24 protein-coding genes are annotated in these 21,061 nt (G+C 29.5%); 15 read left to right on the forward strand and 9 right to left on the reverse strand.

Going from position 1 to position 21,061, the window contains the following annotated elements; genetic code table 11:
- Nucleotides 1-12 precede the first annotated feature (12 nt).
- The 10 genes from mfd (at nt 13) to WAO56_RS11395 (ending at nt 10,990) form a co-directional block, all read left to right on the forward strand.
- Entirely contained in the window at nt 13-3,531 is a 3,519-nt protein-coding gene (mfd, locus tag WAO56_RS11350) for a transcription-repair coupling factor (protein WP_422144554.1), read from the forward strand.
- 10 nt (nt 3,532-3,541) lie between these two features.
- Nucleotides 3,542-4,837: a SurA N-terminal domain-containing protein gene (locus WAO56_RS11355; RefSeq protein ID WP_422144555.1), complete on the forward strand. Its 1,296-nt coding sequence runs from the start codon at nt 3,542-3,544 to the stop codon at nt 4,835-4,837.
- A gap of 142 nt (nt 4,838-4,979) precedes the next feature.
- Nucleotides 4,980-5,258: an HU family DNA-binding protein gene (locus WAO56_RS11360; RefSeq protein WP_243661647.1), complete on the forward strand. Its 279-nt coding sequence runs from the start codon at nt 4,980-4,982 to the stop codon at nt 5,256-5,258.
- A 151-nt stretch (nt 5,259-5,409) separates the two neighbouring features.
- Nucleotides 5,410-5,934, forward strand: coding sequence for a hypothetical protein (locus WAO56_RS11365; RefSeq protein ID WP_422144556.1), 525 nt, complete (start codon nt 5,410-5,412; stop codon nt 5,932-5,934).
- Nucleotides 5,935-6,060: 126 nt separating this feature from the next.
- A complete protein-coding gene (locus WAO56_RS11370; protein ID WP_422146366.1) occupies nt 6,061-7,089 on the forward strand; it encodes a FecCD family ABC transporter permease in 1,029 nt (342 codons plus the stop codon).
- Nucleotides 7,090-7,869 (forward strand): ABC transporter ATP-binding protein, encoded by a 780-nt coding sequence (locus WAO56_RS11375; RefSeq protein WP_422144558.1) that lies wholly within the window; start codon nt 7,090-7,092, stop codon nt 7,867-7,869.
- Nucleotides 7,866-8,561 carry a methyltransferase domain-containing protein gene (locus tag WAO56_RS11380; protein ID WP_422144559.1) on the forward strand — a complete coding sequence of 232 codons (696 nt, stop codon included), beginning with the start codon at nt 7,866-7,868 and terminating at the stop codon, nt 8,559-8,561. The genes WAO56_RS11375 and WAO56_RS11380 overlap by 4 nt, the downstream gene beginning before the upstream one ends.
- Nucleotides 8,554-9,102 (forward strand): FmdE family protein, encoded by a 549-nt coding sequence (locus WAO56_RS11385; protein WP_422144560.1) that lies wholly within the window; start codon nt 8,554-8,556, stop codon nt 9,100-9,102. The genes WAO56_RS11380 and WAO56_RS11385 overlap by 8 nt, the downstream gene beginning before the upstream one ends.
- Nucleotides 9,089-9,835, forward strand: coding sequence for a Rossmann-like domain-containing protein (locus WAO56_RS11390; RefSeq protein ID WP_422144561.1), 747 nt, complete (start codon nt 9,089-9,091; stop codon nt 9,833-9,835). The genes WAO56_RS11385 and WAO56_RS11390 overlap by 14 nt, the downstream gene beginning before the upstream one ends.
- 3 nt (nt 9,836-9,838) lie before the next feature.
- Complete coding sequence (locus tag WAO56_RS11395; RefSeq protein ID WP_422144562.1) at nt 9,839-10,990, forward strand: ABC transporter substrate-binding protein; 1,152 nt, start codon at nt 9,839-9,841, stop codon at nt 10,988-10,990.
- A gap of 68 nt (nt 10,991-11,058) precedes the next feature.
- Here the strand turns inward: WAO56_RS11395 and WAO56_RS11400 are convergent, their stop codons facing one another.
- The 4 genes from WAO56_RS11400 to larE form a co-directional block, all read right to left on the reverse strand.
- Complete coding sequence (locus WAO56_RS11400) at nt 11,059-11,736, reverse strand: hypothetical protein (RefSeq protein WP_422144563.1); 678 nt, start codon at nt 11,734-11,736, stop codon at nt 11,059-11,061.
- Between the two features lie 167 nt (nt 11,737-11,903).
- Nucleotides 11,904-13,190 (reverse strand): nickel pincer cofactor biosynthesis protein LarC, encoded by a 1,287-nt coding sequence (gene larC / locus WAO56_RS11405; RefSeq protein WP_422144564.1) that lies wholly within the window; start codon nt 13,188-13,190, stop codon nt 11,904-11,906.
- On the reverse strand, nt 13,187-13,945 hold the full coding sequence (larB, locus tag WAO56_RS11410) for a nickel pincer cofactor biosynthesis protein LarB (RefSeq protein WP_422144565.1): 759 nt from the start codon (nt 13,943-13,945) through the stop codon (nt 13,187-13,189). Before larB ends, larC begins: the two co-directional genes overlap by 4 nt.
- 8 nt (nt 13,946-13,953) lie before the next feature.
- A complete protein-coding gene (gene larE, locus WAO56_RS11415) occupies nt 13,954-14,730 on the reverse strand; it encodes an ATP-dependent sacrificial sulfur transferase LarE (protein WP_422144566.1) in 777 nt (258 codons plus the stop codon).
- Nucleotides 14,731-15,156: 426 nt separating this feature from the next.
- Here larE and WAO56_RS11420 point away from each other — a divergent pair, with 426 nt between their 5' ends.
- The 4 genes from WAO56_RS11420 to WAO56_RS11435 all read left to right on the forward strand — a co-directional run bounded on the left by WAO56_RS11420 (nt 15,157) and on the right by WAO56_RS11435 (nt 16,556).
- The gene (locus WAO56_RS11420; protein ID WP_422144567.1) at nt 15,157-15,573 is read left to right on the forward strand and encodes a DUF3842 family protein; all 417 of its coding nucleotides are present in this window, start codon (nt 15,157-15,159) and stop codon (nt 15,571-15,573) included.
- A gap of 157 nt (nt 15,574-15,730) precedes the next feature.
- On the forward strand, nt 15,731-15,949 hold the full coding sequence (locus tag WAO56_RS11425) for a hypothetical protein (protein WP_422144568.1): 219 nt from the start codon (nt 15,731-15,733) through the stop codon (nt 15,947-15,949).
- A gap of 67 nt (nt 15,950-16,016) precedes the next feature.
- Entirely contained in the window at nt 16,017-16,151 is a 135-nt protein-coding gene (locus WAO56_RS11430) for a hypothetical protein (RefSeq protein WP_422144569.1), read from the forward strand.
- A 96-nt stretch (nt 16,152-16,247) separates the two neighbouring features.
- Nucleotides 16,248-16,556: a transposase gene (locus WAO56_RS11435; RefSeq protein WP_422144591.1), complete on the forward strand. Its 309-nt coding sequence runs from the start codon at nt 16,248-16,250 to the stop codon at nt 16,554-16,556.
- Between the two features lie 240 nt (nt 16,557-16,796).
- On the opposite strand, the gene WAO56_RS11440 is transcribed toward WAO56_RS11435, so the two are convergent.
- The 5 genes from WAO56_RS11440 to WAO56_RS11460 form a co-directional block, all read right to left on the reverse strand.
- Complete coding sequence (locus tag WAO56_RS11440; protein WP_422144570.1) at nt 16,797-17,555, reverse strand: ABC transporter ATP-binding protein; 759 nt, start codon at nt 17,553-17,555, stop codon at nt 16,797-16,799.
- Nucleotides 17,552-18,610 carry a FecCD family ABC transporter permease gene (locus WAO56_RS11445; RefSeq protein ID WP_422144571.1) on the reverse strand — a complete coding sequence of 353 codons (1,059 nt, stop codon included), beginning with the start codon at nt 18,608-18,610 and terminating at the stop codon, nt 17,552-17,554. Before WAO56_RS11445 ends, WAO56_RS11440 begins: the two co-directional genes overlap by 4 nt.
- 1 nt (nt 18,611) lies before the next feature.
- Nucleotides 18,612-19,715 (reverse strand): ABC transporter substrate-binding protein, encoded by a 1,104-nt coding sequence (locus WAO56_RS11450; protein WP_422144572.1) that lies wholly within the window; start codon nt 19,713-19,715, stop codon nt 18,612-18,614.
- Between the two features lies 1 nt (nt 19,716).
- Nucleotides 19,717-20,235, reverse strand: a complete 519-nt coding sequence (locus WAO56_RS11455) for an FmdE family protein (RefSeq protein WP_422144573.1) — start codon at nt 20,233-20,235, stop codon at nt 19,717-19,719.
- 221 nt (nt 20,236-20,456) lie between these two features.
- Nucleotides 20,457-20,597, reverse strand: a complete 141-nt coding sequence (locus tag WAO56_RS11460; RefSeq protein ID WP_422146367.1) for a hypothetical protein — start codon at nt 20,595-20,597, stop codon at nt 20,457-20,459.
- Nucleotides 20,598-20,812: 215 nt separating this feature from the next.
- Here WAO56_RS11460 and WAO56_RS11465 point away from each other — a divergent pair, with 215 nt between their 5' ends.
- Nucleotides 20,813-21,013 carry a transposase gene (locus WAO56_RS11465; protein WP_422144574.1) on the forward strand — a complete coding sequence of 67 codons (201 nt, stop codon included), beginning with the start codon at nt 20,813-20,815 and terminating at the stop codon, nt 21,011-21,013.
- The last annotated feature ends 48 nt before the right edge of the window (nt 21,014-21,061 follow it).

A 21,061-nucleotide genomic window follows, 5' to 3' on the forward strand; every position in this document is an offset into this window, starting at 1 on the left:
AGGAGGTGTAGAATGAACTACGTAACAGACCCAATAAAAAACCTGCAAGGTTATAAGGATTTAAAAAAGGCAATAGATAATAATGTAAATTCAATTTACATGCATGGCTTAATAAAAGACAGTCTAGGACATTTTTTATATTCTCTATACAATAATGAAAAAAGAAATATCTTAGTTATTACAGAGGATGATACAGCTGCAAGGAAATTATATGAAAATATACTAGCCTATAATAAGGAAATAGTTGAGATATTTCCAAGTAGTGAAATAAATTATTATAATATTAGCAGTTTGGAAAAAAATAACGAAGATAGTCGTTTAAAGGTTATAAATAGATTATTTAATAAGGAAAAATTTATAACTGTTGCTAGCTCTAATGCATTACAAAGAAGAATTACCAGTAAAACCAATTTTAAAAAATTAAGTTTGAAAATAAATATTGATGATTTAATAAATCTTGAAGAAATTACAGAGACATTAACATACTTACAATATGAGAGAGTAAGTATGATAGAGGGAAAGGGTCAATTTGCCATTAGAGGTGGTATTTTAGATGTTTATCCTATACAAATGGACAATCCTGTAAGAATAGAGTTATTTGATGATGAAATAGATTCTATGAGATTATTTGACATAGCAACACAGCGCTCTATTGAAAATATTCAAGATTTTTCCATACCTCCTTCAAGGGAGTTAATATTAAATGATAAACAAAGAAAGAAAATTATTGATGGTCTTTGTAAAGATTTAGATAAGGCAGAAGATAGGGTACTTTATGGAATAGATAAGGAAAATTTACTTAATAAATTTTCTGGCATATTGGAATATTTAGAAAATAATTTATTTATTTCCAATATGGATTTAGTTTCCCCTTATTTAGGAAAGGGAGACTTTAGTCTTTTAACAGATTATTTAGACAAGGATTCTATTGTTTTCATAGACGATATAGCCAAAATCTACGATAGAAACAGTGAAATATCAATGATGGCTGCAGAGGATTTGGCATATAAGGAAGAAAAGGGAGAGGCTTTTGAAAGACATGAAAAAATACTTTTACCCTTTAAAAGTATTTTAGAGAGGCTAGAGCCTTTTACAGTAATTAACTCCACTTCCTTAATGAAAAAAACAAGGCTATTAAATCCAAAAATAGAAATAAAAATAGAGTCAATGGAAGCTCCTAATTTCAATAGAAATTTAACTGTCCTAACGGAATATATAGAAAACAATATATATAATGGTTATAAAATAGTAGTATTTGCCGATTCAAAGGAAAAGGCAAAGTTTTTAAAGGACTTATTTGAATCAGAAGGAATAAATTCCGTTATTACAGATGGCTTCGATTATGAAATAAAAACAGGACAAGTATTTATTTCTGGTAGTTCATTACCTTCTGGATTTGAATATAGAAATATTAAATATTTGTTTTTGACCCATAAAGAAATTTATGGAAAAGCCAAACAATTTACTAAAAAACGAGTTAAGAAAAAAACTGCAAAGGATATAATAAATTATTCCGATTTGGTAATTGATGATTTTGTAGTTCATGAAAATCACGGAGTTGGTCAATATAAAGGAATTGAACAAATAGAAGTTCAAGGAATAAAAAAAGACTATATTATTATTCAGTATAGAGGCAATGACAAGCTATTTATACCTACAGATCAGATGAATTTGGTACAAAAATATATTGGTGGAGAAGCTGTTAAGCCTAAGCTTAACAAATTAAGTGGTATTGAATGGCAAAAAGCTAAACAGAAAGCCAAAAAATCTGTAGAGGTTATAGCTGAGGACTTAATAGAACTTTATGCAGAAAGATCTAAAATAAAAGGATTTAGTTTTTCAAAAGATACTGAATGGCAAAAAGAATTTGAAAGTTCTTTTATATACGAGGAAACCCCTAGTCAAATTAGAAGTATTGAGGAAATTAAAAAGGATATGGAGTCGGACAAACCAATGGACAGGCTTCTTTGTGGTGACGTTGGTTATGGTAAGACAGAAGTTGCTATTAGAGCAGCATTTAAAGCTATAATGGATGGAAAACAAGTAGCGGTTTTAGTTCCAACAACTATTTTAGCCCAACAACACTACAATACAATTTTAGACCGTTTTAAGGACTATCCTATGAAGGTAGAGATGCTTTCAAGGTTTAGAACAGCAAAGGAACAAAAACAAATCCTAAAGGATTTAAATAGAGGTTTAATAGATATTGTTGTAGGAACACATAAAATATTGTCAAAGGATTTGGTTTTTAAAGATTTAGGTTTGCTTATAATTGACGAGGAACAGCGTTTTGGAGTAAGGCATAAAGAAAAATTAAAGGACTTAAAGAAGAATATAGACGTTCTTACTTTATCAGCAACACCAATTCCAAGAACTCTACAAATGGGCTTAGTAGGAATTAGAGATATGTCTACCTTAGACGAACCTCCAGAAGAAAGATTTCCTATAAATACCTATGTAATAGAGTTTAATCCTCAAATTATAAAAGATGCTATAAATAGGGAAATGCTTCGAGGGGGGCAAATATATTTTGTATATAACAAAATACACGATATTGATGAAGTAAGGTTTAAACTTCTAGACTTAGTACCAGATGCAAAAATTGCAATTGCCCATGGAAGAATGTCTGAAAGGGAATTGGAAAATGTAATGTTGGACTTTGGCGATGGGGAATATGATATTTTACTTTGTACAACAATTATAGAAACAGGCCTTGATATTGCAAATGTAAATACTATGATAGTTTATGATGCAGATAAAATGGGACTTTCTCAACTTTATCAGCTAAAGGGTAGAATAGGTAGGGGAGATAGAACCTCCTATGCATATTTTACTTATGAACAAAACAAATCCTTAACTGAAATTTCTGAGAAAAGACTTATGGCAATAAAAGATTTTACAGAATTTGGTTCAGGATATAAAATAGCAATGAGGGATTTAGAGCTTCGAGGAGCAGGTAATATTTTAGGGGAAGTTCAAAGTGGTCATATTTCTGCAGTAGGTTATGATTTATATGTTAAACTATTAGAGGAAACTCTAGGTGAAATTAGAGGAGAAGCTCCAAAAGTAAAGGCTTCAGAAGTAGAAATAGATATAAAAATAGATGCCTATATTCCATCTAGCTATATTGAAGATTCAAATGAAAAAATTGATATGTATAAAAAAATCGCATCAATTAATACAGAAGAGGACTATGATGAAATTGTTGAAGAACTTATAGATAGGTTTGGTGATATACCAAAAATGGTACAGAATATAATGGATATTTCATTAATGAAGTCCTATGCTTCAAAATGTGGCTTTGAAAGACTTTTTGAAAAAGCAGGTAAGATAGAAATAATATATAGCGACAAAAAAGAATTGGATTTAAAGGAATTAGAATTTATAAGTGAAAACTACAAAGGGGAAATGAACTTTGACCTATCAGATAAACCTATAATATCTATAGAGTTTAAAGATAATAATTTAAAAAATATAATCGAGTTATTAAAAGTTATAATGACTTTTAAAATAAATAATGAGAAAAATTAGGAGGATATTTTTGAAAAATAAGATAATAAAAATTGCAGCAGGGGTAATGACACTTTCATTAATTTTAACTGGTTGTGGTGGTTCCAAACCTAAAAATGCTATAGCGAAAGTAGGAGATAAGTATATAACTGCAGAAGAAGTTAATACAAATTTTCAAAGTGCAGCAGCCCAACAAATGATGTACACAGGTGTAAATCCTTTTGATGAAAGTACAGAAGAAGGTAAGGAAGCAGCACTAAATCAAAGAAAAGAAATATTAGAAGGATTGATTTTTAACGAAACAGCTTTAAAACTTGCTGAAAGTAAAAAGGTTAAGATAGAAGATGAGGAAGTTGAAAAAGCTATTGATGATCAAGTAGAGCAAGCTGGTGGAAAAGAAGCAGTTAATGAAATGTTAAAAGCTCAAGGAATGACAGAAGAAGAATTTAGAGAAGAAATGAGAGAATATTTTAATATTCAAATGACATTTTCTAAATTACAGGAAAAACTAGAAGAGGAATTAACTCCTTCAGATAAAGAAATAGATAAGAAATTAGAAGAAGAAGAGGATAATTACCTACCGGTTTATAATGCAGACCATATTTTATATTCAACAAAAGATGAAGCAAATGAAACTATAACAGATGAAGCTGAAATAGCTAAAATAAAGGAAGAAGCTCAAGCTGTTTTAGAGCAAATTAAATCAGGAGAGGTTTCCTTCCAAGATAAATTTGACGAAATTAAAAATAAAAATGATGCATCAATGGAAAGTACATCTGAAGATGAAGAAAATGAAATTGCAAAAACAGTAGGAAATACAGCTTTACTTGCACAACCATTAGGTGATTTTGGAGAAGATGCAATGGTAGAAACATTTACAGAAGCTGTAAAGGAAATGGAGCCAGAAACAACAAGTTCAGAGTTAGTTGAAACAGAATTTGGCTATCATATAATAAGATTAAATGCTAAAGCTAATAAAATTTCAGAAGCAAGTGAAGATTATTTAAAAAATGTAAAAGAACAAATATCTACAAATCTATTAAATGAAAAAATAAATGAAGAAATAGAAAAAGAAGAAAAATCATTAAAAATAAAATATTATAATCAAGATGGTAAAGAAGTAGATGATATAGAAAAGGCTTTAAAATCTTTTGACTTTAATAAAATAACTGAGGAACAAGAAAAAGAAGCAGAAGAAAAAGCTAAGAAAAAGGAAGAAGCAACAGAAGCAAAAGAAGGTACAAATGCAACAGAAGCTACAGAAGAACCTTCAACAGAAGCTGTAGAAGAAACGGAAGCAACAGAAAATACAGAAAAATCTGAATAAAATTTAACATAATTATATTTATTGGGAATAATTTAGCTAAAAATAGAATAAAACCTTGAAACTTTAATATAAGTTAGATATAATCAATATCATGGATGCGGCATGTGTTCAATTTTTACCATATTAGGAGGATAATAAAATAATGAATAAATCAGAATTATTAAGTAAAATGTCAGAAAAGAGTAATCTTACTAAAGTTGAGTCAGAAAGAGCATTAAATGCTTTTATAGAAACTGTAACAGAAACTTTAGCAGCAGGAGATAAAGTACAATTAGTTGGATTTGGTACTTTTGAATCAAGAGCAAGAAAAGCTAGAGAAGGAAGAAATCCAAGAAATCCTGAACAAAAAATACAAATACCTGCATCAAACGCACCAGTATTTAAAGCTGGAAAATCATTAAAAGAAGCAGTTAACAAATAATTATTATTTTATTAGACAAGTCATATACGACTTGTCTTTTTTTAATGCTCTAATGGATATTAAATATTTCCTTACTCTACGATAAATTGAAAATTACTTAATTAAATATACATGATATAATAAAAATATATTATTATACGAGGAGGTTGCTATGGAATATAATATAAAAATTGATAAATATGTTAAGGATAGATTTAAAATATATAAAGAAGAAAAGGAAGAGCCTGTTTATATTGGTGAAAAAGTTGGAGATTCAGCTTCTTATTTTGATGCTTTTATAGGAGAAACCTTTTCTAAAGGGGCGAATTTTGTTTTTTTCGACAAGGAAAAGAATGAAGTATTAAAGGTAGAAAGAAATTTTTACGATATGAATAAAGAATATAAATTATTAAAAAATCAAGAAGAACTAGGTAGTATAAAATCTAAAGTAGAGGATAAGTTTATAGAAATAGATATTAAATTCTATGATTTAAATAAGCATATATCCTTTAATAAAGAAAACAAGGTTTTTGAACTAGAAAATATTGGAAAAATCAAGTCTTTAAGACAGGGGTTTAGAAATTACGAAGAAATGTCAATAGAAATTATAGATGAAAAATATGAAATATTACTTATAGCCATAGCAGTATACATTTGGGATGTATTTATAAAAAACAAAACAGCATTTGTATTTTAAATTAAATATAAAAATTTTAAGAAGGACCTTATATCAAATTGAATATAGGGTCTTTTTTTGTGAAAATAGATAAAGTAAATTGACATAAACCTTGGAAAAGGTTATATTTATATATACATAACGAATTTGAAAAATTTAGGAGGGATTATTATAGCTAAAAAAGAAAATAATATAATGTATTTTTTATTTGTTTTTTTACTTCTATTAATAATTATATCTTTTGCTATAGGAAGATACCCTATTTATCCTAAAGAGCTATTTGAATTTGTAAGGTCTTTTTTTAATAGTAACTCAGAAAATATTTCAACGGAAATTATTACAATAATTACTAAAATAAGAGCTCCAAGAATTATAGCGGCGGTTTTTGTAGGAGGGGCCTTGTCAATAGCTGGTTCAAATTATCAAGCTTTATTTCAAAATCCAATGGTTTCACCAGATATTCTAGGTGCCAGTCAAGGAGCGGGTTTTGGGGCAGCTTTAGGCTTGTTCTTAACCTTAGGATATACAGCAACTTCGTTTTTGGCATTTAGTATGGGAATAATTGCTGTAACCATTACATATTTTGTAAGTTTAAAGTTTAAAATAGATAGAATACTTGGTTTAGTTTTATCGGGAATGACTATAGGTTCTATTTTTTCTGCTTTAATTAGCTTTATAAAATTAATTGCAGATACAGATAACACCTTGCCCTCAATTACATATTGGTTAATGGGCTCTTTAGCATCGGCTAGAATTGGAGATTTAAAATTAATAATACCTCCAATTACCATAGGGATAGTTATTTCAATGATATTAAAATGGAAAATGAATTTACTTACTATGGGTGAAGAAGAGGCCTTAACTATGGGAGTAAATGTGAAAATAGTTAGGCTTTTAATAGTTGTTTCAACAACTTTAATGACTTCAGCATGTGTTTCCATAACAGGAATGATTGGCTGGGTAGGTTTAATAATTCCGCATTTTTCTAGAATATTAGTGGGAAATGATTATAGATTTGTTGTACCAACATCAGGCTTAGTAGGGGCTATTTTTTTATTAATAATAGATAATATTGCCAGAACTGTTGCAACATCGGAAATACCTATAGGAATATTAACATCTTTTATAGGAGCGCCATTATTTTTATATTTAATTTTTAAGAAAGGTTACGATTAAATGTTGGAAATAAGAAATTTATCATTTGCTTATAATGAAAAATTAGTTTTAGATAATATTTCATTTAAAGTAGAAGAAGGTTCTGTTTTAGGTATACTAGGAAAAAATGGAGCAGGTAAGACTACCTTATTTAAAATAATTTTTGGAATGTTAAATATTAAATCTGGAGAGGTTTTAGTAAATGGTATTGAAATCAATAAGTTAAATCCTTTAGAAAGAGCAAGGTTAATTGCCTATATTCCTCAGTCTCATTATCCAACCTTCAATCATAAGGTACTTAATGTAGTTGAGATGGGGGCAAATACTAGGGCAAATAAATTTACAGGGGTAAGCAAGGAAGAAAAAAATAATGCTTTGGAAAAATTAAAACTATTGGGAATATCACATTTAGCCAATAGAGGCTACAAGGAAATATCTGGTGGGGAAAGACAATTGGTTTTAATTGCCAGAGCCTTAATGCAGGATGCAAGGGTACTTGTCATGGACGAGCCAACATCTAATTTAGATTATGGAAATCAGATTTTAATTTTAAACAAATCTAAAGAGTTGGCAAAATTAGGATATACAGTTATTCAATCAACACATCATCCACAGTTTTCCTATATGTTTTTTGATGAAGTTTTAGTACTTCATAATAGAAAAATATTAGTTAAGGGAAATCCTAGAGAAATTTTAACAGAAGAGATTTTATCAAAAATTTACAAGATTAATCTTCATATAGAAAAAATGAAATATAGGGGAAGGGAAGAATTTATGTTAATACCGGAGTATAAAATATGAGTTTTGTATGGACTGAAGAGAAAATTAAACTTTATAAGAGGGCGTCAGAATATACCTTATTTAATGAAGAATTAGCAGAAATATTATTAAATACAATTGGAAGAAAAAGAACTATTTATGACATTGGTTGCGGCTTGTCGTATTTATCCTTAAGCTTATCAGAACATTCTGAAAAAATATTTTGTATAGATATTAATAAAGAGGTTATAGGGAAGCTAAATAAAATAATTTTAGAAAAAAGTATTGATAATATTGAAACAATAAATAAGGACTATAGGACAGTATTAGAAGAAAAGAAATTTGTAGATTGTATTATAGCAAGTCATTTTTTAGATATGAACTATAATTTAGAATTTTTACTAGATAAATGTAAAACATTGGTAATTATTAAAAATACAAGTCGAAGAAAAGGGTTATATGATTTAAAAAAACAAAAAATAGAAGATGTTGAGAAAATTTTACAGAATAAAAAAATAGACTATAAAAAAATAATTTATAATGGGGAGTTTGGACAACCATTAAAAAACCTTAAAGAAGCAAAGGAATATTATAATTCATATAGCTCAAGTAAATTAGATGAAAATAGAGTAAAAGGAAAATTAATAAATATAAATAATAAGAACTATCCTTATTATTTACCTAAATATAAAAATATAGGAATACTGGTAATAGGCAGGTGTAATATTGATTAATAGTTTTAATGAGGATTTAAAAGAGGCTTCCAACTATCATGGACATCTATGTTCAGGGCAGGTTTTAGGCGTAAGAATGGCTAGATTAGGACTTGAATTATTAGGTATAAGCAATCCTAAAGCCTATAGGGATTTAATTGTATTTATTGAAACAGATAGATGTTTAGCTGATGCAATAGGAACTGTAACAGGATGTAAAATAGGTAAAAGAACTTTAAAAGTAAAACCCTTTGGGAAAATGGCGGCAACTTTTTACGATATTAAAAAAGAAAAGGCTTTTCGAATATATAAAAAATTCAATGAGTATGCAAAAGAGGGACAGGATCTTGTAGAGTTTTTTAATGGATTTTCAGATAAAGAACTATTTACTATAGAAGAGGTAAGGGTGAAAATAAAACAAGAGGATTTACCAGGTCCACCATGTAGAGTTGAAAAATGTAGTATTTGCCATGAAGAAATATTAGATGGCAATGAAATAATAAAAGATAATAGGATTATTTGTAAATCATGTAATGGAGAACAATATTATGAGAAAAAATAACTTTTTTGAAATTTATGATGAATTAATAGAAAACATCCCTTCTAATTTAATAATAAAGGATTATTTTATAGGCAGGCATTGGAGCTGGATAAAAACCAATGAAAATATCGGGTTAGGAATGACAATAAATATCGATTCTATGGCATATAGCTTTACCAAGTCCCTAATAGGAAAAGAATTAAAAGATGTAGCTAAATTAACTAAATCTTGGAATTTTAGAGAAAGCTCCTTAGGCTTAGCAGCAATAAATGCATATTATAATACTTTTAGTAAAGCAGAAGAAAACAAAGTGGATTTTAGTAACAAAGATGCCTTTGATGTATACAGGGAAATAGTAGTAGGAAAGAAGGTTTCTGTAATAGGACATTTTCCTTTTTTAGAAAAACAAATAAAAGATATTTGTGATTTATATATAATTGAAAGAAATCCAAGAAAAGGGGACTATCCTGACTCAGCATGTGAATATCTACTTCCTAAATCTGATTATATATTCATAACCTCTTCAACAATTGTAAATAAAACATTTCCAAGATTACTAGAACTTAGTAAAGATAAAAAAACAATAATGGTTGGACCAAGTACACCAATAACACCAATATTATTTAAGTATGGAGTAAGTGATTTGTCGGGATTTATAGTTAAGAATAAACAAGGAGTAATAGATACTATAAATTCAGGACGTCATAGGGAATTTTTTAAATATGGAAATATGGTTAGTCTAAAAAAGGAGTAAAATATGAAGAATTTTAGAAAAAGATTATCCATAGTAGCCTTATTATTAGTAGCTATTTTTACAATAACAGCATGTAATAACAATAATGCAGGTAAGCCAACTAGTGGAAAAAAAGAAACAGCTGAGACGCAAATAGTAGAAGAGAGAAAGGAAGTTGACAAGTTCTATTCTTTTGAATTTGGTGAAAATGGTAAGGTAATAGACTCAATAGGAAGAGAAGTACAATTACCGGAAAAAATCACTAAAATTGCCGTAGCCGGAAATCCTGCTCAAATGATGATGTTTACTATAGCACCAGATATGTTAGTAGGATGGGGAAGTGAACCGTCAGAAAGTCTGAAGAAATACTTGCCTGATGATTTAGTAAACCTACCTGTAATAGGAACATTTTATGGTAAAAATGCAAGTATGAACTATGAGGAAATGATAAAAGCTAGTCCAGATGTAATAATAGATGTTGGAGAAGTTAAAGAATCCATGAAAGAAGATTTAGATGGACTACAAGAACAAACGAATATTCCAGTAATATTTGTAGAGTGTATGCTAGAAAATACAGCAGATGCTTATAGGACCTTAGGGAAATTATTAGACAAAGAAGAAAGTACCAATAGGCAAGCAGAATACATAGAAAAAACATTAGAAGATGTAAAGGAAAAAAGAGAAACTATTAAGGATAAAATTACTGTCTACTATGGTCGAGGGGATTCAGGTTTACAAACTAATTCAGAAGGTAGTATTCATGCAGAAGTAATTAATTTTATTGGAGCAGAAAATGTATATAAAGAGGAATCTAAAAACAGTCAAAGTTGGGAAGAAGTTTCAATGGAACAAGTTACCCTTTGGAATCCTAATATAATAATGTTCTTAAATGATAGCATCTATGATACAGTTGGAGATGATCCTGTTTGGAAGGATTTACAGGCCATAAAGGATAATAAATATTATGAAGCTCCCGGTGAACCATATGATTGGCTAGGCTCACCACCAAATGCCAATAGAATAATAGGTATAAAATGGTTAGGGAATTTAGTTTATCCGGATATTTATAAGTATGATATGGTAAAAGAAACAAAAGAATTTTATAAATTATTTTATCATTCAGACTTAACAGATAATCAAGTAAAAGAACTTTTAGCAAAATCAACATTTAAATAAAAGCAAAAAAGAAGCTATTTCCCATAAAATCTTATAGGCTCTATGGGAAATAGCTTCTTTTAAATTTATTATAAGGAATTCTTTTGAATGAAGTTCATTAGATTTTTCTTAGTTTCTATAGTCTGAACTACTATTTTAAAATCTCTATTTTCCTTGTCATTAGAATCATTTGTACCATAGAGATATAAATCATTTCCTTTTTCTTCAATATAATTAATATTAGAATATTTAAAAATATATGTTTCTATAATAAAACCATCTTCAAAAACTCCTAAATTTACTGTATAAAGATCAACTCCACCAAAACCATCTCGTACTAGATATATATTTGTATTATTTCTAGTATAGGTTTCTACCATTGCTCCTAAAAAAGTTCCAAGGCCAAGTATCATGGAAGGAATTAAGGGAATTAATATATACATTGGATACATATGTAGTAAATCTATTAAATCACTTTCAAAATATGTAACAATAGGTAGGAAAACTATTAAGAAAATAGCTGATAAAAAATGGAATACATTTTTTTTAGAATATATTTTTAAAATTTTTAAATGTTTTGATTTATTGTAGAATTTTATCATTCTTATAATATCATTAATGCAGGTTATCATTATAATCCATGAGAATGGAAGAATAAGTATCTTGTCTAAGGTAAATCCTTTTATAGCTATGCTTAAAACTGAAATAAGGACTAGAAACACGGCTACAGTTAAATTTAATAATTTGTTGTTAAAATATTTTTTCATCCTAACCTCCTGTATTTTATTATATACCAATACTATTTAACAAAGAGCCAAAGTTTTAAATTATATTTCGATATTTCAAAACCCCCAAATCCTTATTCGGATTTAGGGGTTAAGATAATTTTTATCTGTCTTTTTTTATTAATAATCCTTAAAAAGTAAGAATTGTTTTAAAGATATTTTTTATATAATTCCATTCTAACCTCATTTAAGGATAGATTTTGCTCTTTAGCAATTTTTACAAGGTCCTCATATTCGAATTTAGTTTTTACAATATCGTGTCCAAAGGATTTTTTTACATTTACCTCACCGTAAATGGTATTTAAAACCATATTTGTCCTATTCATAGTGTATCTTTCAGTAATATATCTTCTAACTCCTAATGTAGAGGTATGTTTTAAAATTATTTTTAACAAATTTTTTTCATCTTCTGGTTTACAATTACATACCAATAAATTGCCAGGACGATTTTTTTTCATTTGAATAGGCACTATGAAAACATCAACAGCGTTGTTTTTAAATAGTAATTCCATGGTATATCCTATATCCTCTCCAGTGATATCGTCTAGGGTACAGACGAGCTCTATTATTTTTTCATCGCTATCTTTGGTTTCTCCTAAAAATGATCTGATACAATTAGCTTGTGGAAAATCCTTTTGCCCCATTCCATAACCTATTTCTAAAATGGACATTAGAGGTTGTGTAGAGAATTCATCTGCAAAATATTTTAATAGGGCTGCTCCTGTAGGTGTACATAATTCCCCCTCGATATTTCCGCAATAAGTTGGAACACTTTTTAATATGTATGCTGTTGCAGGTGCAGGAACGGGTAGTATTCCATGTTGACATCTAACTTGACCATAGCCTAAATTAATAGGTGAAACTACTATTTTATCAGGATTGATTTCGTCTAAAAGCATACATACTCCTAGAATATCTGCAACGGCGTCCATGGTTCCAACTTCATGGAAATGAACTTGTTCAACTGGCTTGCCATGGGATTTAGATTCTGCCTCAGCAATCAATTGATAAACACTTAGGGCGTCGTTTTTTATATTGTCAGGTATGGAAAGAGAAGTGATTATTTCTTCTATATCCTTCATCCCATTATGATTATGACCATGTTCATGACTATGACCGTGTTCGTGATTATGACCGTGTTCATGACTATGGCCATGTTCATGGCTATGACCGTGTTCATGACTATGACCATGTTCAATAGGGTTTTTAGAGAGTATATCCTCTGTTATTTCTTCAACACCATTTATGGAAACAGATATTTTCGTTCCAGTAATGCTACATTTTTCACTTTTTTCATAAGTGATTTTAACACCGGGAATTCCTAAATTATTTATTTTATCGATAAAATCATTTTTTTGCGGAATAAGCTCTAATAAAGATGCCATTAACATATCTCCAGCAGCACCCATACTACATTCTAAATAAAGTATTTTCATTTTACACTCTCCATTTTATTGATTCTACTTGCTATGAAACCGGCACCGAATCCATTGTCTATGTTTACTACGGAAACCCCTGAAGCACAGGAGTTCAACATTGCTAAAAGCGTTGTTACACCTCTTAGATTGCTTCCGTAACCCACACTAGTAGGAACAGCAATAATAGGACAACTTACTAATCCACCGATGACGCTGGGAAGAGCTCCCTCCATTCCGGCTATTGCAATTATTACCCTAGCAGAATTAAGGGATGGCAAATGTGCTAGTAATCTATGTAATCCTGCAACGCCTACATCGTATAGTCGAGTTACATTATTTCCGAGAACCTCAGCAGTCAATGCTGCTTCTTCGCTTACAGACATATCGCTTGTACCAGCGGAAGCAATTACAATATTCCCTTTTTTATCCCGTTCCTCCTCATAATTCACTATTCCAAATTTAGCCATGGAAGAGTATGTTAAATTATATTTCTTCTTTAAAATATTGGCGTATTCTTCATTTAATCTAGTGATTATAATGTTTTTATAATTGTTTTCCAACATGCTCTTAACAATTCCATCAATTTGCTCAATACTTTTGCCGGCACCGTAAATAACTTCTTGAACGCCTTGTCTCATTTTTCTTTCGTTGTCAATTTTGGCATAACCTAAATCGGTAAAGGGGTTTGTTCTTATAGACTCCAATACCTCCTCTGGAGTTCTGCCTCCATTTTGAACTTCTTTTAATAAATTCATCAATTTTAAATCATTCATATTATCACCTAGTCTCTTGTTTTTAAATCCAAATTGGTAGATTTAAATATATTTGAGAAATTATCCAATATTCTTTTTCTGTTTTTTATCAATTTAAATATTTGATCTTCCTTTAATTGAATTTTGGCCTCTCCATTTAGTACCCTTACACGAAAATCATCGAAGCCAAGGTCGAATAAGAAGTTTTCAGCCTTTTCCACCTTGATAAGAAGACTTTTTTCTATTTTTGTATCCGTAGTAATTCTAGTTGCCAAACAGGAATAAGCGGGTTTGTTCCAACTTGGTAAATTAGCTTTTTTAGAATAATATCTAATTAAATCCTTAGTTAAATTTCCTATCCGTAAAGGGGAGATAATATTTAATTCCTTACCAGCAGTCATACCTGGACGATCCGATTCCATATCGCTGGCATTGTTTCCATCTAGAAGAATTTCGTATCCATCCATATTGGCTTCCTCCAATATTTTAGATAGAATGTTTCTTTTACAGTGGTAACATCTTTTTTTTGAATTGGAATATACCTCTTTAAACTTTAATATATCTAGAGGAATTATCCTTAAATCAAATCCCAATTGTTTCGCATATTCAATGGCATCCTTTAATTCGAATTCAGGTTGAAAATCTGATTTTATGTAGTAGGGTTTAATATCGACACCACAATTTTTTGCAGCATAGAGTAAATAATTTGAATCCACTCCTCCGGAATAAGCTAAGGCGGCTTTGGGAATTTCCTTTAAAATATCAAAAAGTTCTTTAGGAATAGTTTTATAATTATCATTTTTCATAATATTCTCCTTGTATGATGAACTGGTGTGTAAACTTAAATAAAAAAGAGCACAAAAAAAGAAGGTATCTGTTGTAAACAGGCCTTCTGACCGTCTATGTAGCTTCGTGCTGCACGATAATTATATGTAGATAAGTATTATTGCTTAGTGCAAATTCTTTATTAAATAATAACAAATGTAGGAAATAAAGTCAAATGTTCATATAGCTAAATTTGTTGGTTCTAGAGCATATTTTTAAATATATGAAGGATTTTATAAACATCTTCAAAGTTAACTCTATAAATCACTTTATTCAATGTTTATTTCCATATTGAATTATTCTATATTAATTCATCATTCTATTTAATAATTTACCCATTTATCTATATGTTGATTTTAAATTGATAATTATAATATAATGAATGTAAATTATTGGAGGTAGATTATATGGATAGGAAAAAAATTGCCATTTTAGATGGACAGGGTGGAGGCTTTGGAAGAAGACTTGCAGAGAATTTAATATTGGAAAAGGTGGATTCAGATTTAATTGTAGTGGGAACTAATGCGGTAGCAACCTCGAATATGATGAAAGCAGGTGTTAAACACGGAGCTACCGGTGAAAATGCATGGATATATAATTGTGAAAAGGTGGATATTATCATAGGTCCTATAGGGATACTGATAGAGAATTCAATGTATGGTGAAATTTCTCAACAAATGTCTTCAGCAGTTATGAATAGCAATGCAGAAAAGGTGATACTTCCAATTTCTAATGACCACATATACCTAGTAGGAGTTGGAGATAAAAAATTGTCAGAATATATTGAAGAGATGGTCGAATTGGTAATTCAAATAATAAATTAAAAAGAAAGGTTATAAAGTGACCCAAAAAAGTTGGATTTTTCCAGAGCGGATTGAGCCTGTGAAAAAAGTCTGTAAAAACAGCACTCTATGATATGGTTATTTAAATGGGGAAAAGATGATTTAGTAAGGAGAGAAAAGAATAAGAAGTTTAATTGAAATGTATGATAGCGAATCTGTAGGAGATATTCAAGAAGCGTTGAAAGCTTTACTAGGAGGTACAGTTCAATATATGTTGGAAACAGAAAGGGAAAATCATTTAGGATATGAACTCTATGAAAAACAGATGATAATAAAGCCTGAAATGGATATAAAACAAGAAAATCAAATCATCCTATGGAGAGTAAGAAATATCAGTACTGGAGGATGTAGAATCTAGTTTTGAGTTACATATAGTAAAAAAACATCAGAAGGATACTTCTGAAATTTAGTAGAGGATAATATCTATGAATGCAAGAGGTTTATCAACTAGACAAATAAAAGAGCAGGTAGAGGAAATACATAATTTAAAGGCTACACTTGGTTTAAAAATAAGTGACGGTCTTGTTTTAGATATAACAGATAAAATACTTCCGATATAATCCGCTTTGGTAAATGAATACACTTTCATAAGTGGAAAAGTGCATCTGATGTGGTAAATGAAACTGTATCTGTTAATAATACTTTACAGAAAACATATGAGGTTTATAAAATTCTTTTATCTGATATTAAATGTAAGAATTCTAAAGGATTATTTAGTTTTATATAAGGATACAGTAAGTGAGAAAATGAAGATAGCTATAAATACTTTATTAGAATATTTTATATGTGTAGAAAATTCATTAAATACCAATGTTACAAATGGTCATTTAGAAGTCATTAATAATTTTATTAAAAGTATAAAAAAGAGTAGCTTTTGGTTATGTGCACCCCAAATGTTAGACATTTATGATAACATAAGTAAAAAACATAAGGGGTGTTTTTCTATGTCCAAAAACAATAAATAATTATCAGGCAGCTATATAACTGCCTGATATAAAAGTAGTTTGTTATTTTATTGTATACCAACACTATTTGTCAAAGAGCCAAAAAATTTTAGCGAAATATTGATAATCTCCCAAAGCTTCTATATATTCTTTTAATATTTTTAGTTTAAATTCAAAACTATATTTTGCCAATGAAAAATTGACCTCTTAATTGTTAGATTTTTGGTCTAAATTTTGGTCAGGTAGATTATCCTTTCTTTTTTAATTTACTATTGGTGAAATAATCATTTCATCATTTATATTGTATATATTTACATCTATTCCATAGACCTTCGATATATTCTCTTGATTGATTATATCCTTGTATCCATAATCATATATTTCATTATCCTTTATTAAAATAAATTTATCAAAGTATCTAAGGGCTAAATTTAAATCATGAATCACTACTATAGAGGTGATTTTTTCTTTATGGCATATGTAGGTTATGGTATTCAACACTTCATATTGATTACGCAAATCCAAGTTACTGGTGGGTTCATCCAGTAGTAACACTCTTGGTTGTTGAGCCAATGCTCTTGCCAACATGGTCTTTTGTTGCTCACCACCACTTAGTTCTTTAAAACTTCTAGTTGCCATATCCATCAAATCCATTTCCACCAATATGTTCTCAACTATTTCTCTATCCTTGGAACTTTCTCGCCAACTTATATATGGTTTTCTTCCAAGCATTACAGTGTCGTAAACCGTTAAATCATTTCCACTGCCATTTTGTTCAACAAAGGCTATATTTTTAGCAACTTTATTTAAGGATAGGTTGAAGATATTATCTTCATCTATATAAACCACTCCAGATTGAGGTTTTAATATTCTATTTAAACATTTGAGCAAAGTGCTTTTACCAGCACCATTATTTCCCAATATGGCTATACATTCTCCTTCTTTTGCAGAAAAGGCTATATCCTTTAAAATGCTATTGGAATTATGGTATTTAAAATTTATATTTTCAACGATGATCATATTTTGGAATCCTCCTTAAATAGAATATAGATAAATAAAGGTGCACCTAAAAATGATGTTATAGCACCAATTGGCAATATTATTGGACTGGTTATCAACCTTGCAAGTAAATCCGATAATAGAAGCAATATGGCTCCTGTCAATGCGGATCCAGGAAGCAGATATCTATGATTACTACCTACAAAACGTCTTACTATATGAGGAGATGCCAACCCTATAAAATTTATTAACCCTACATAGGAGACTATAATTGCAATTGTAAAGGAACATATTAATATGGATAGGACTCTAACTCTGCTAATATTTACCCCAAGGCTTATGGATATGGAATCACCGTTTTCCAAAACATTAAAGTCCCAAGACCTTAAGATAAAAAATAGTATACTGGGAATTATAACCAAGGCCATAATCATGACCTCTTTCCAACTAGTTCGACCTAGATCTCCAAAGGTCCAAAATACCACCGATGCTAATTGAACTTCATCAGCAAAGAATTGAATTAATGTTGTAGCACCTTGGAACATGGAGCTTAGAGCAATACCAGCTAATATTATACCTTTAGAATTGATCTTTTTAAATTTTGATAATGATAAAATCAAAAATGATATCAAAATGCTAAATATAAATGCGGAAATATTTATAAGTAGGGGGTTGGAAAAGTTCATACTATCTACATTACTACCCTGTACTCCAGCACCCAAGACGATTATAGCAAAAGCAGCACCAAAGGAAGCTCCTTGGGAAATTCCTAAAGTTGAAGCAGAAGCAAGTGGGTTGGCCAATATGCTTTGAAGAATGCAACCGGTGATGCCAAGTCCTAAACCACCAAGAGTAGCTGTTAGAACTCTAGGTAATCGCATATTGTATATTATTGTATTTACATTGGAATCCATGGATTTACCAAATATTCCTTTGATTATTTCAATAAAATCGATATAGTATAATCCAGTATATAAGGAGAAGATAAATATAATTAGTAGGAGAAATAAAAGTATCATTAGCGACAATCTATTTTTATTTTCCAGTTTTTTATATTCATATAATTTATTTTCCATTTTAATCCCCAATTTTTAATTCTTTTAATTCATAATTATTGTTTTTTAAATTATCATAGTATTTTACACCTAGAATCTTTTCAAATATTTCATCTGCTTTTTTTATAGGATCGATATCTTCAAATTTATTTGGATAGATGATTTTTCCAATATAGTAGGCATTGACAAATGCCAGTTCCACATTTATGGCACTAAATCTAAAGGAGATTTGAGAATATACATCATTATTTTGGACAGCCTTTAAAGAATTGAAATAATCTGGATTGGATTGATACTGTTCATTGATTAATTTCATTCCATTTATGTCTAAAAATAAAATATCAGGATCCCAATTTAATACCTGTTCTAGATCTATGTTAAAAGGTCCTTTCTCATCGGTTAAATCTGCAAGGCTATTAGTATTTATAGCTAGTAGAGGAGAGTAATTGGCTTCTGTACCATCAAAACCATGGAGCCCCTTAAATGAAATACCACCAACATAGACAGAGGGTTTTTCATCTTCAGGAATATTCTTTGTCCGATTGTCCAAATCCCTTTGAAGACTTTTAATGTAGTCTGTTAAATCCTTTGCCCTATCTTCTTTATTATAAATATCTCCTAGTAGTTCAATGGTTTTATAGCAGCTATTATCAAATATATTATCTACTATTGGAATGGTAACAACGGGGATATTTAATTTTTGTTGTAATTTATCAGCAGTACTTCCATCAAGAGAGGCTATGATAATATCTGGATTTAAATTAACTATTGCCTCATCATATGTAGTTCCATTGTCCCCAATAATAGGAAGAGAGGAGAATTTCTTGTTATTTATATAGTTGTAGGGCTTTTGGATATTTAAATCTACTTCGTTTTTTTCTACGCCCACAACCAAATCCACAGAGTCCATATAAGTTGTAAACCTTAGTCCACCAACACCAACACATATCAGGGAATTTATATTTTTGGGTATTTGTACATTTCGATTATTAATATCGGTTATGGTTTTTGTATTGATTTTGTAATTCGCGGTAGCTTTGATATCCTTACTATCTTTTCTATTGGAACAGCTAGTTAGTAAAGTGGTAAGTATTATAAAAAAAATAAAAAACTTTTTAAAATTCATATTACCACCCCCTACTATAGTCATCATAACAATCAAGACATAATTTCTTACCATCCTGTAGTCTTATATTGTTTTCAGAGGTTTGTTCATTACATATTTCACAGGTGACAGATGAAAATATTCTTGCTTTCTCAGGTATGAGTATATTCACATATCTATAATTGAAAAGTTCATCTATACTGGAATTCAGTAGATAGTTTTGATACTCTAAACGTTCAAGACCATTATTTCGAGATTTTAAATAAAATCTCATAGCCTTATTCTCTTTTCTATCTATAAAAGTAAAGGCTTGTTTACCGATGTTTTTTAAAATTAAATTGCCCTTTCCGACTGTACAGCCAAGTAATGATTGGATAGCGTCTATACCACAGGCATCATTTTCTGCAATACATATTATCTCTTCATCAATATCTGGATCTATTCCCATTTTTTCCATTGCTGCTTCACACACCTTGACTCCAATAGCGAGTCCAGGACAATGATGTCCATGGAATTTTACAGCTTTTTCCCATAAATTCATAATATACCTCTTTTCTAAAAATAAAAAACAGAAGCTCTAGAGAACTTCTGTCCTAAAATATTTCTTCGAGAAATAATTTACCATATTTAACTATATATATTTTATTATACTAAAAGTAATAGAAAAAATCAATTTATCCAAAAGATTTCCTTGTAGTTTTTTCTTTACTGTCAAGATATATGTTACATTCTGAGAAAATTTTTCCTAGAATCTTATTTTTATTAAGCAATATTTTGAAAGTATTCATTTATTATTTCATTAGAATTTTTAAAATTTAAAATATATTTAACTGTTTTATTATACCTGTTTTCATGTTTTGAAACCTGTTGTATTAGTTCTCTTTCCACTTTATAATTTTGCAATGGCGAATATTATACAATACTTTGTATTTCCATTTGATTAATTATTATTAGTATAACTTTTATGTTTTGGTACAGGTTTCTTAGATCCATTTTTACAACAGCGAATATAAACCTCTGCAAGACCATATACTCATTTCTGGATAGGTTAGAATAAATAGGACAGTTTTATACCAAATATGATAGAAGTAAAAAAACACAAACCAAGGAGTGAAATCATGAGCGGTAAAGGTAAGAGACACGATGATAAATTTAAAGAACAAAAGATAAAAATCTATAACCGAGGAAACCATACCTATTGTAGTCTAATTGAAAAACATGGCGTTTCAACAGCTGCATTAAGAAGTTGGGTTATAAGATATAATAATTCTAAATCATTTAAAATAGATGATAATCTAACAGAAGAAGAAAATGAATAAATGAGATTACAAAAAGAAAATCAGCAACTAAAGATGGGAAATGATATT

The sequence above is a fragment of the Miniphocaeibacter sp. genome, from assembly GCF_049276255.1.
In the GTDB taxonomy this organism is placed as follows: Bacteria; Bacillota; Clostridia; order Tissierellales; family Peptoniphilaceae; genus Miniphocaeibacter.

Coding starts and splice junctions, on each gene's coding strand:
- mfd (WP_422144554.1), top strand. CDS start 13: ATGAACTACGTAACAGACCCAATAAAAAACCTGCAAGGTTATAAGGAT.
- WAO56_RS11360 (WP_243661647.1), top strand. CDS start 4,980: ATGAATAAATCAGAATTATTAAGTAAAATGTCAGAAAAGAGTAATCTT.
- WAO56_RS11365 (WP_422144556.1), top strand. CDS start 5,410: ATGGAATATAATATAAAAATTGATAAATATGTTAAGGATAGATTTAAA.
- WAO56_RS11375 (WP_422144558.1), top strand. CDS start 7,090: ATGTTGGAAATAAGAAATTTATCATTTGCTTATAATGAAAAATTAGTT.
- WAO56_RS11380 (WP_422144559.1), top strand. CDS start 7,866: ATGAGTTTTGTATGGACTGAAGAGAAAATTAAACTTTATAAGAGGGCG.
- WAO56_RS11390 (WP_422144561.1), top strand. CDS start 9,089: ATGAGAAAAAATAACTTTTTTGAAATTTATGATGAATTAATAGAAAAC.
- WAO56_RS11395 (WP_422144562.1), top strand. CDS start 9,839: ATGAAGAATTTTAGAAAAAGATTATCCATAGTAGCCTTATTATTAGTA.
- WAO56_RS11400 (WP_422144563.1), bottom strand. CDS start 11,736: ATGAAAAAATATTTTAACAACAAATTATTAAATTTAACTGTAGCCGTG.
- larC (WP_422144564.1), bottom strand. CDS start 13,190: ATGAAAATACTTTATTTAGAATGTAGTATGGGTGCTGCTGGAGATATG.
- larB (WP_422144565.1), bottom strand. CDS start 13,945: ATGAATGATTTAAAATTGATGAATTTATTAAAAGAAGTTCAAAATGGA.
- larE (WP_422144566.1), bottom strand. CDS start 14,730: ATGAAAAATGATAATTATAAAACTATTCCTAAAGAACTTTTTGATATT.
- WAO56_RS11420 (WP_422144567.1), top strand. CDS start 15,157: ATGGATAGGAAAAAAATTGCCATTTTAGATGGACAGGGTGGAGGCTTT.
- WAO56_RS11425 (WP_422144568.1), top strand. CDS start 15,731: ATGTATGATAGCGAATCTGTAGGAGATATTCAAGAAGCGTTGAAAGCT.
- WAO56_RS11430 (WP_422144569.1), top strand. CDS start 16,017: ATGAATGCAAGAGGTTTATCAACTAGACAAATAAAAGAGCAGGTAGAG.
- WAO56_RS11435 (WP_422144591.1), top strand. CDS start 16,248: ATGAGGTTTATAAAATTCTTTTATCTGATATTAAATGTAAGAATTCTA.
- WAO56_RS11440 (WP_422144570.1), bottom strand. CDS start 17,555: ATGATCATCGTTGAAAATATAAATTTTAAATACCATAATTCCAATAGC.
- WAO56_RS11445 (WP_422144571.1), bottom strand. CDS start 18,610: ATGGAAAATAAATTATATGAATATAAAAAACTGGAAAATAAAAATAGA.
- WAO56_RS11450 (WP_422144572.1), bottom strand. CDS start 19,715: ATGAATTTTAAAAAGTTTTTTATTTTTTTTATAATACTTACCACTTTA.
- WAO56_RS11455 (WP_422144573.1), bottom strand. CDS start 20,235: ATGAATTTATGGGAAAAAGCTGTAAAATTCCATGGACATCATTGTCCT.
- WAO56_RS11465 (WP_422144574.1), top strand. CDS start 20,813: ATGAGCGGTAAAGGTAAGAGACACGATGATAAATTTAAAGAACAAAAG.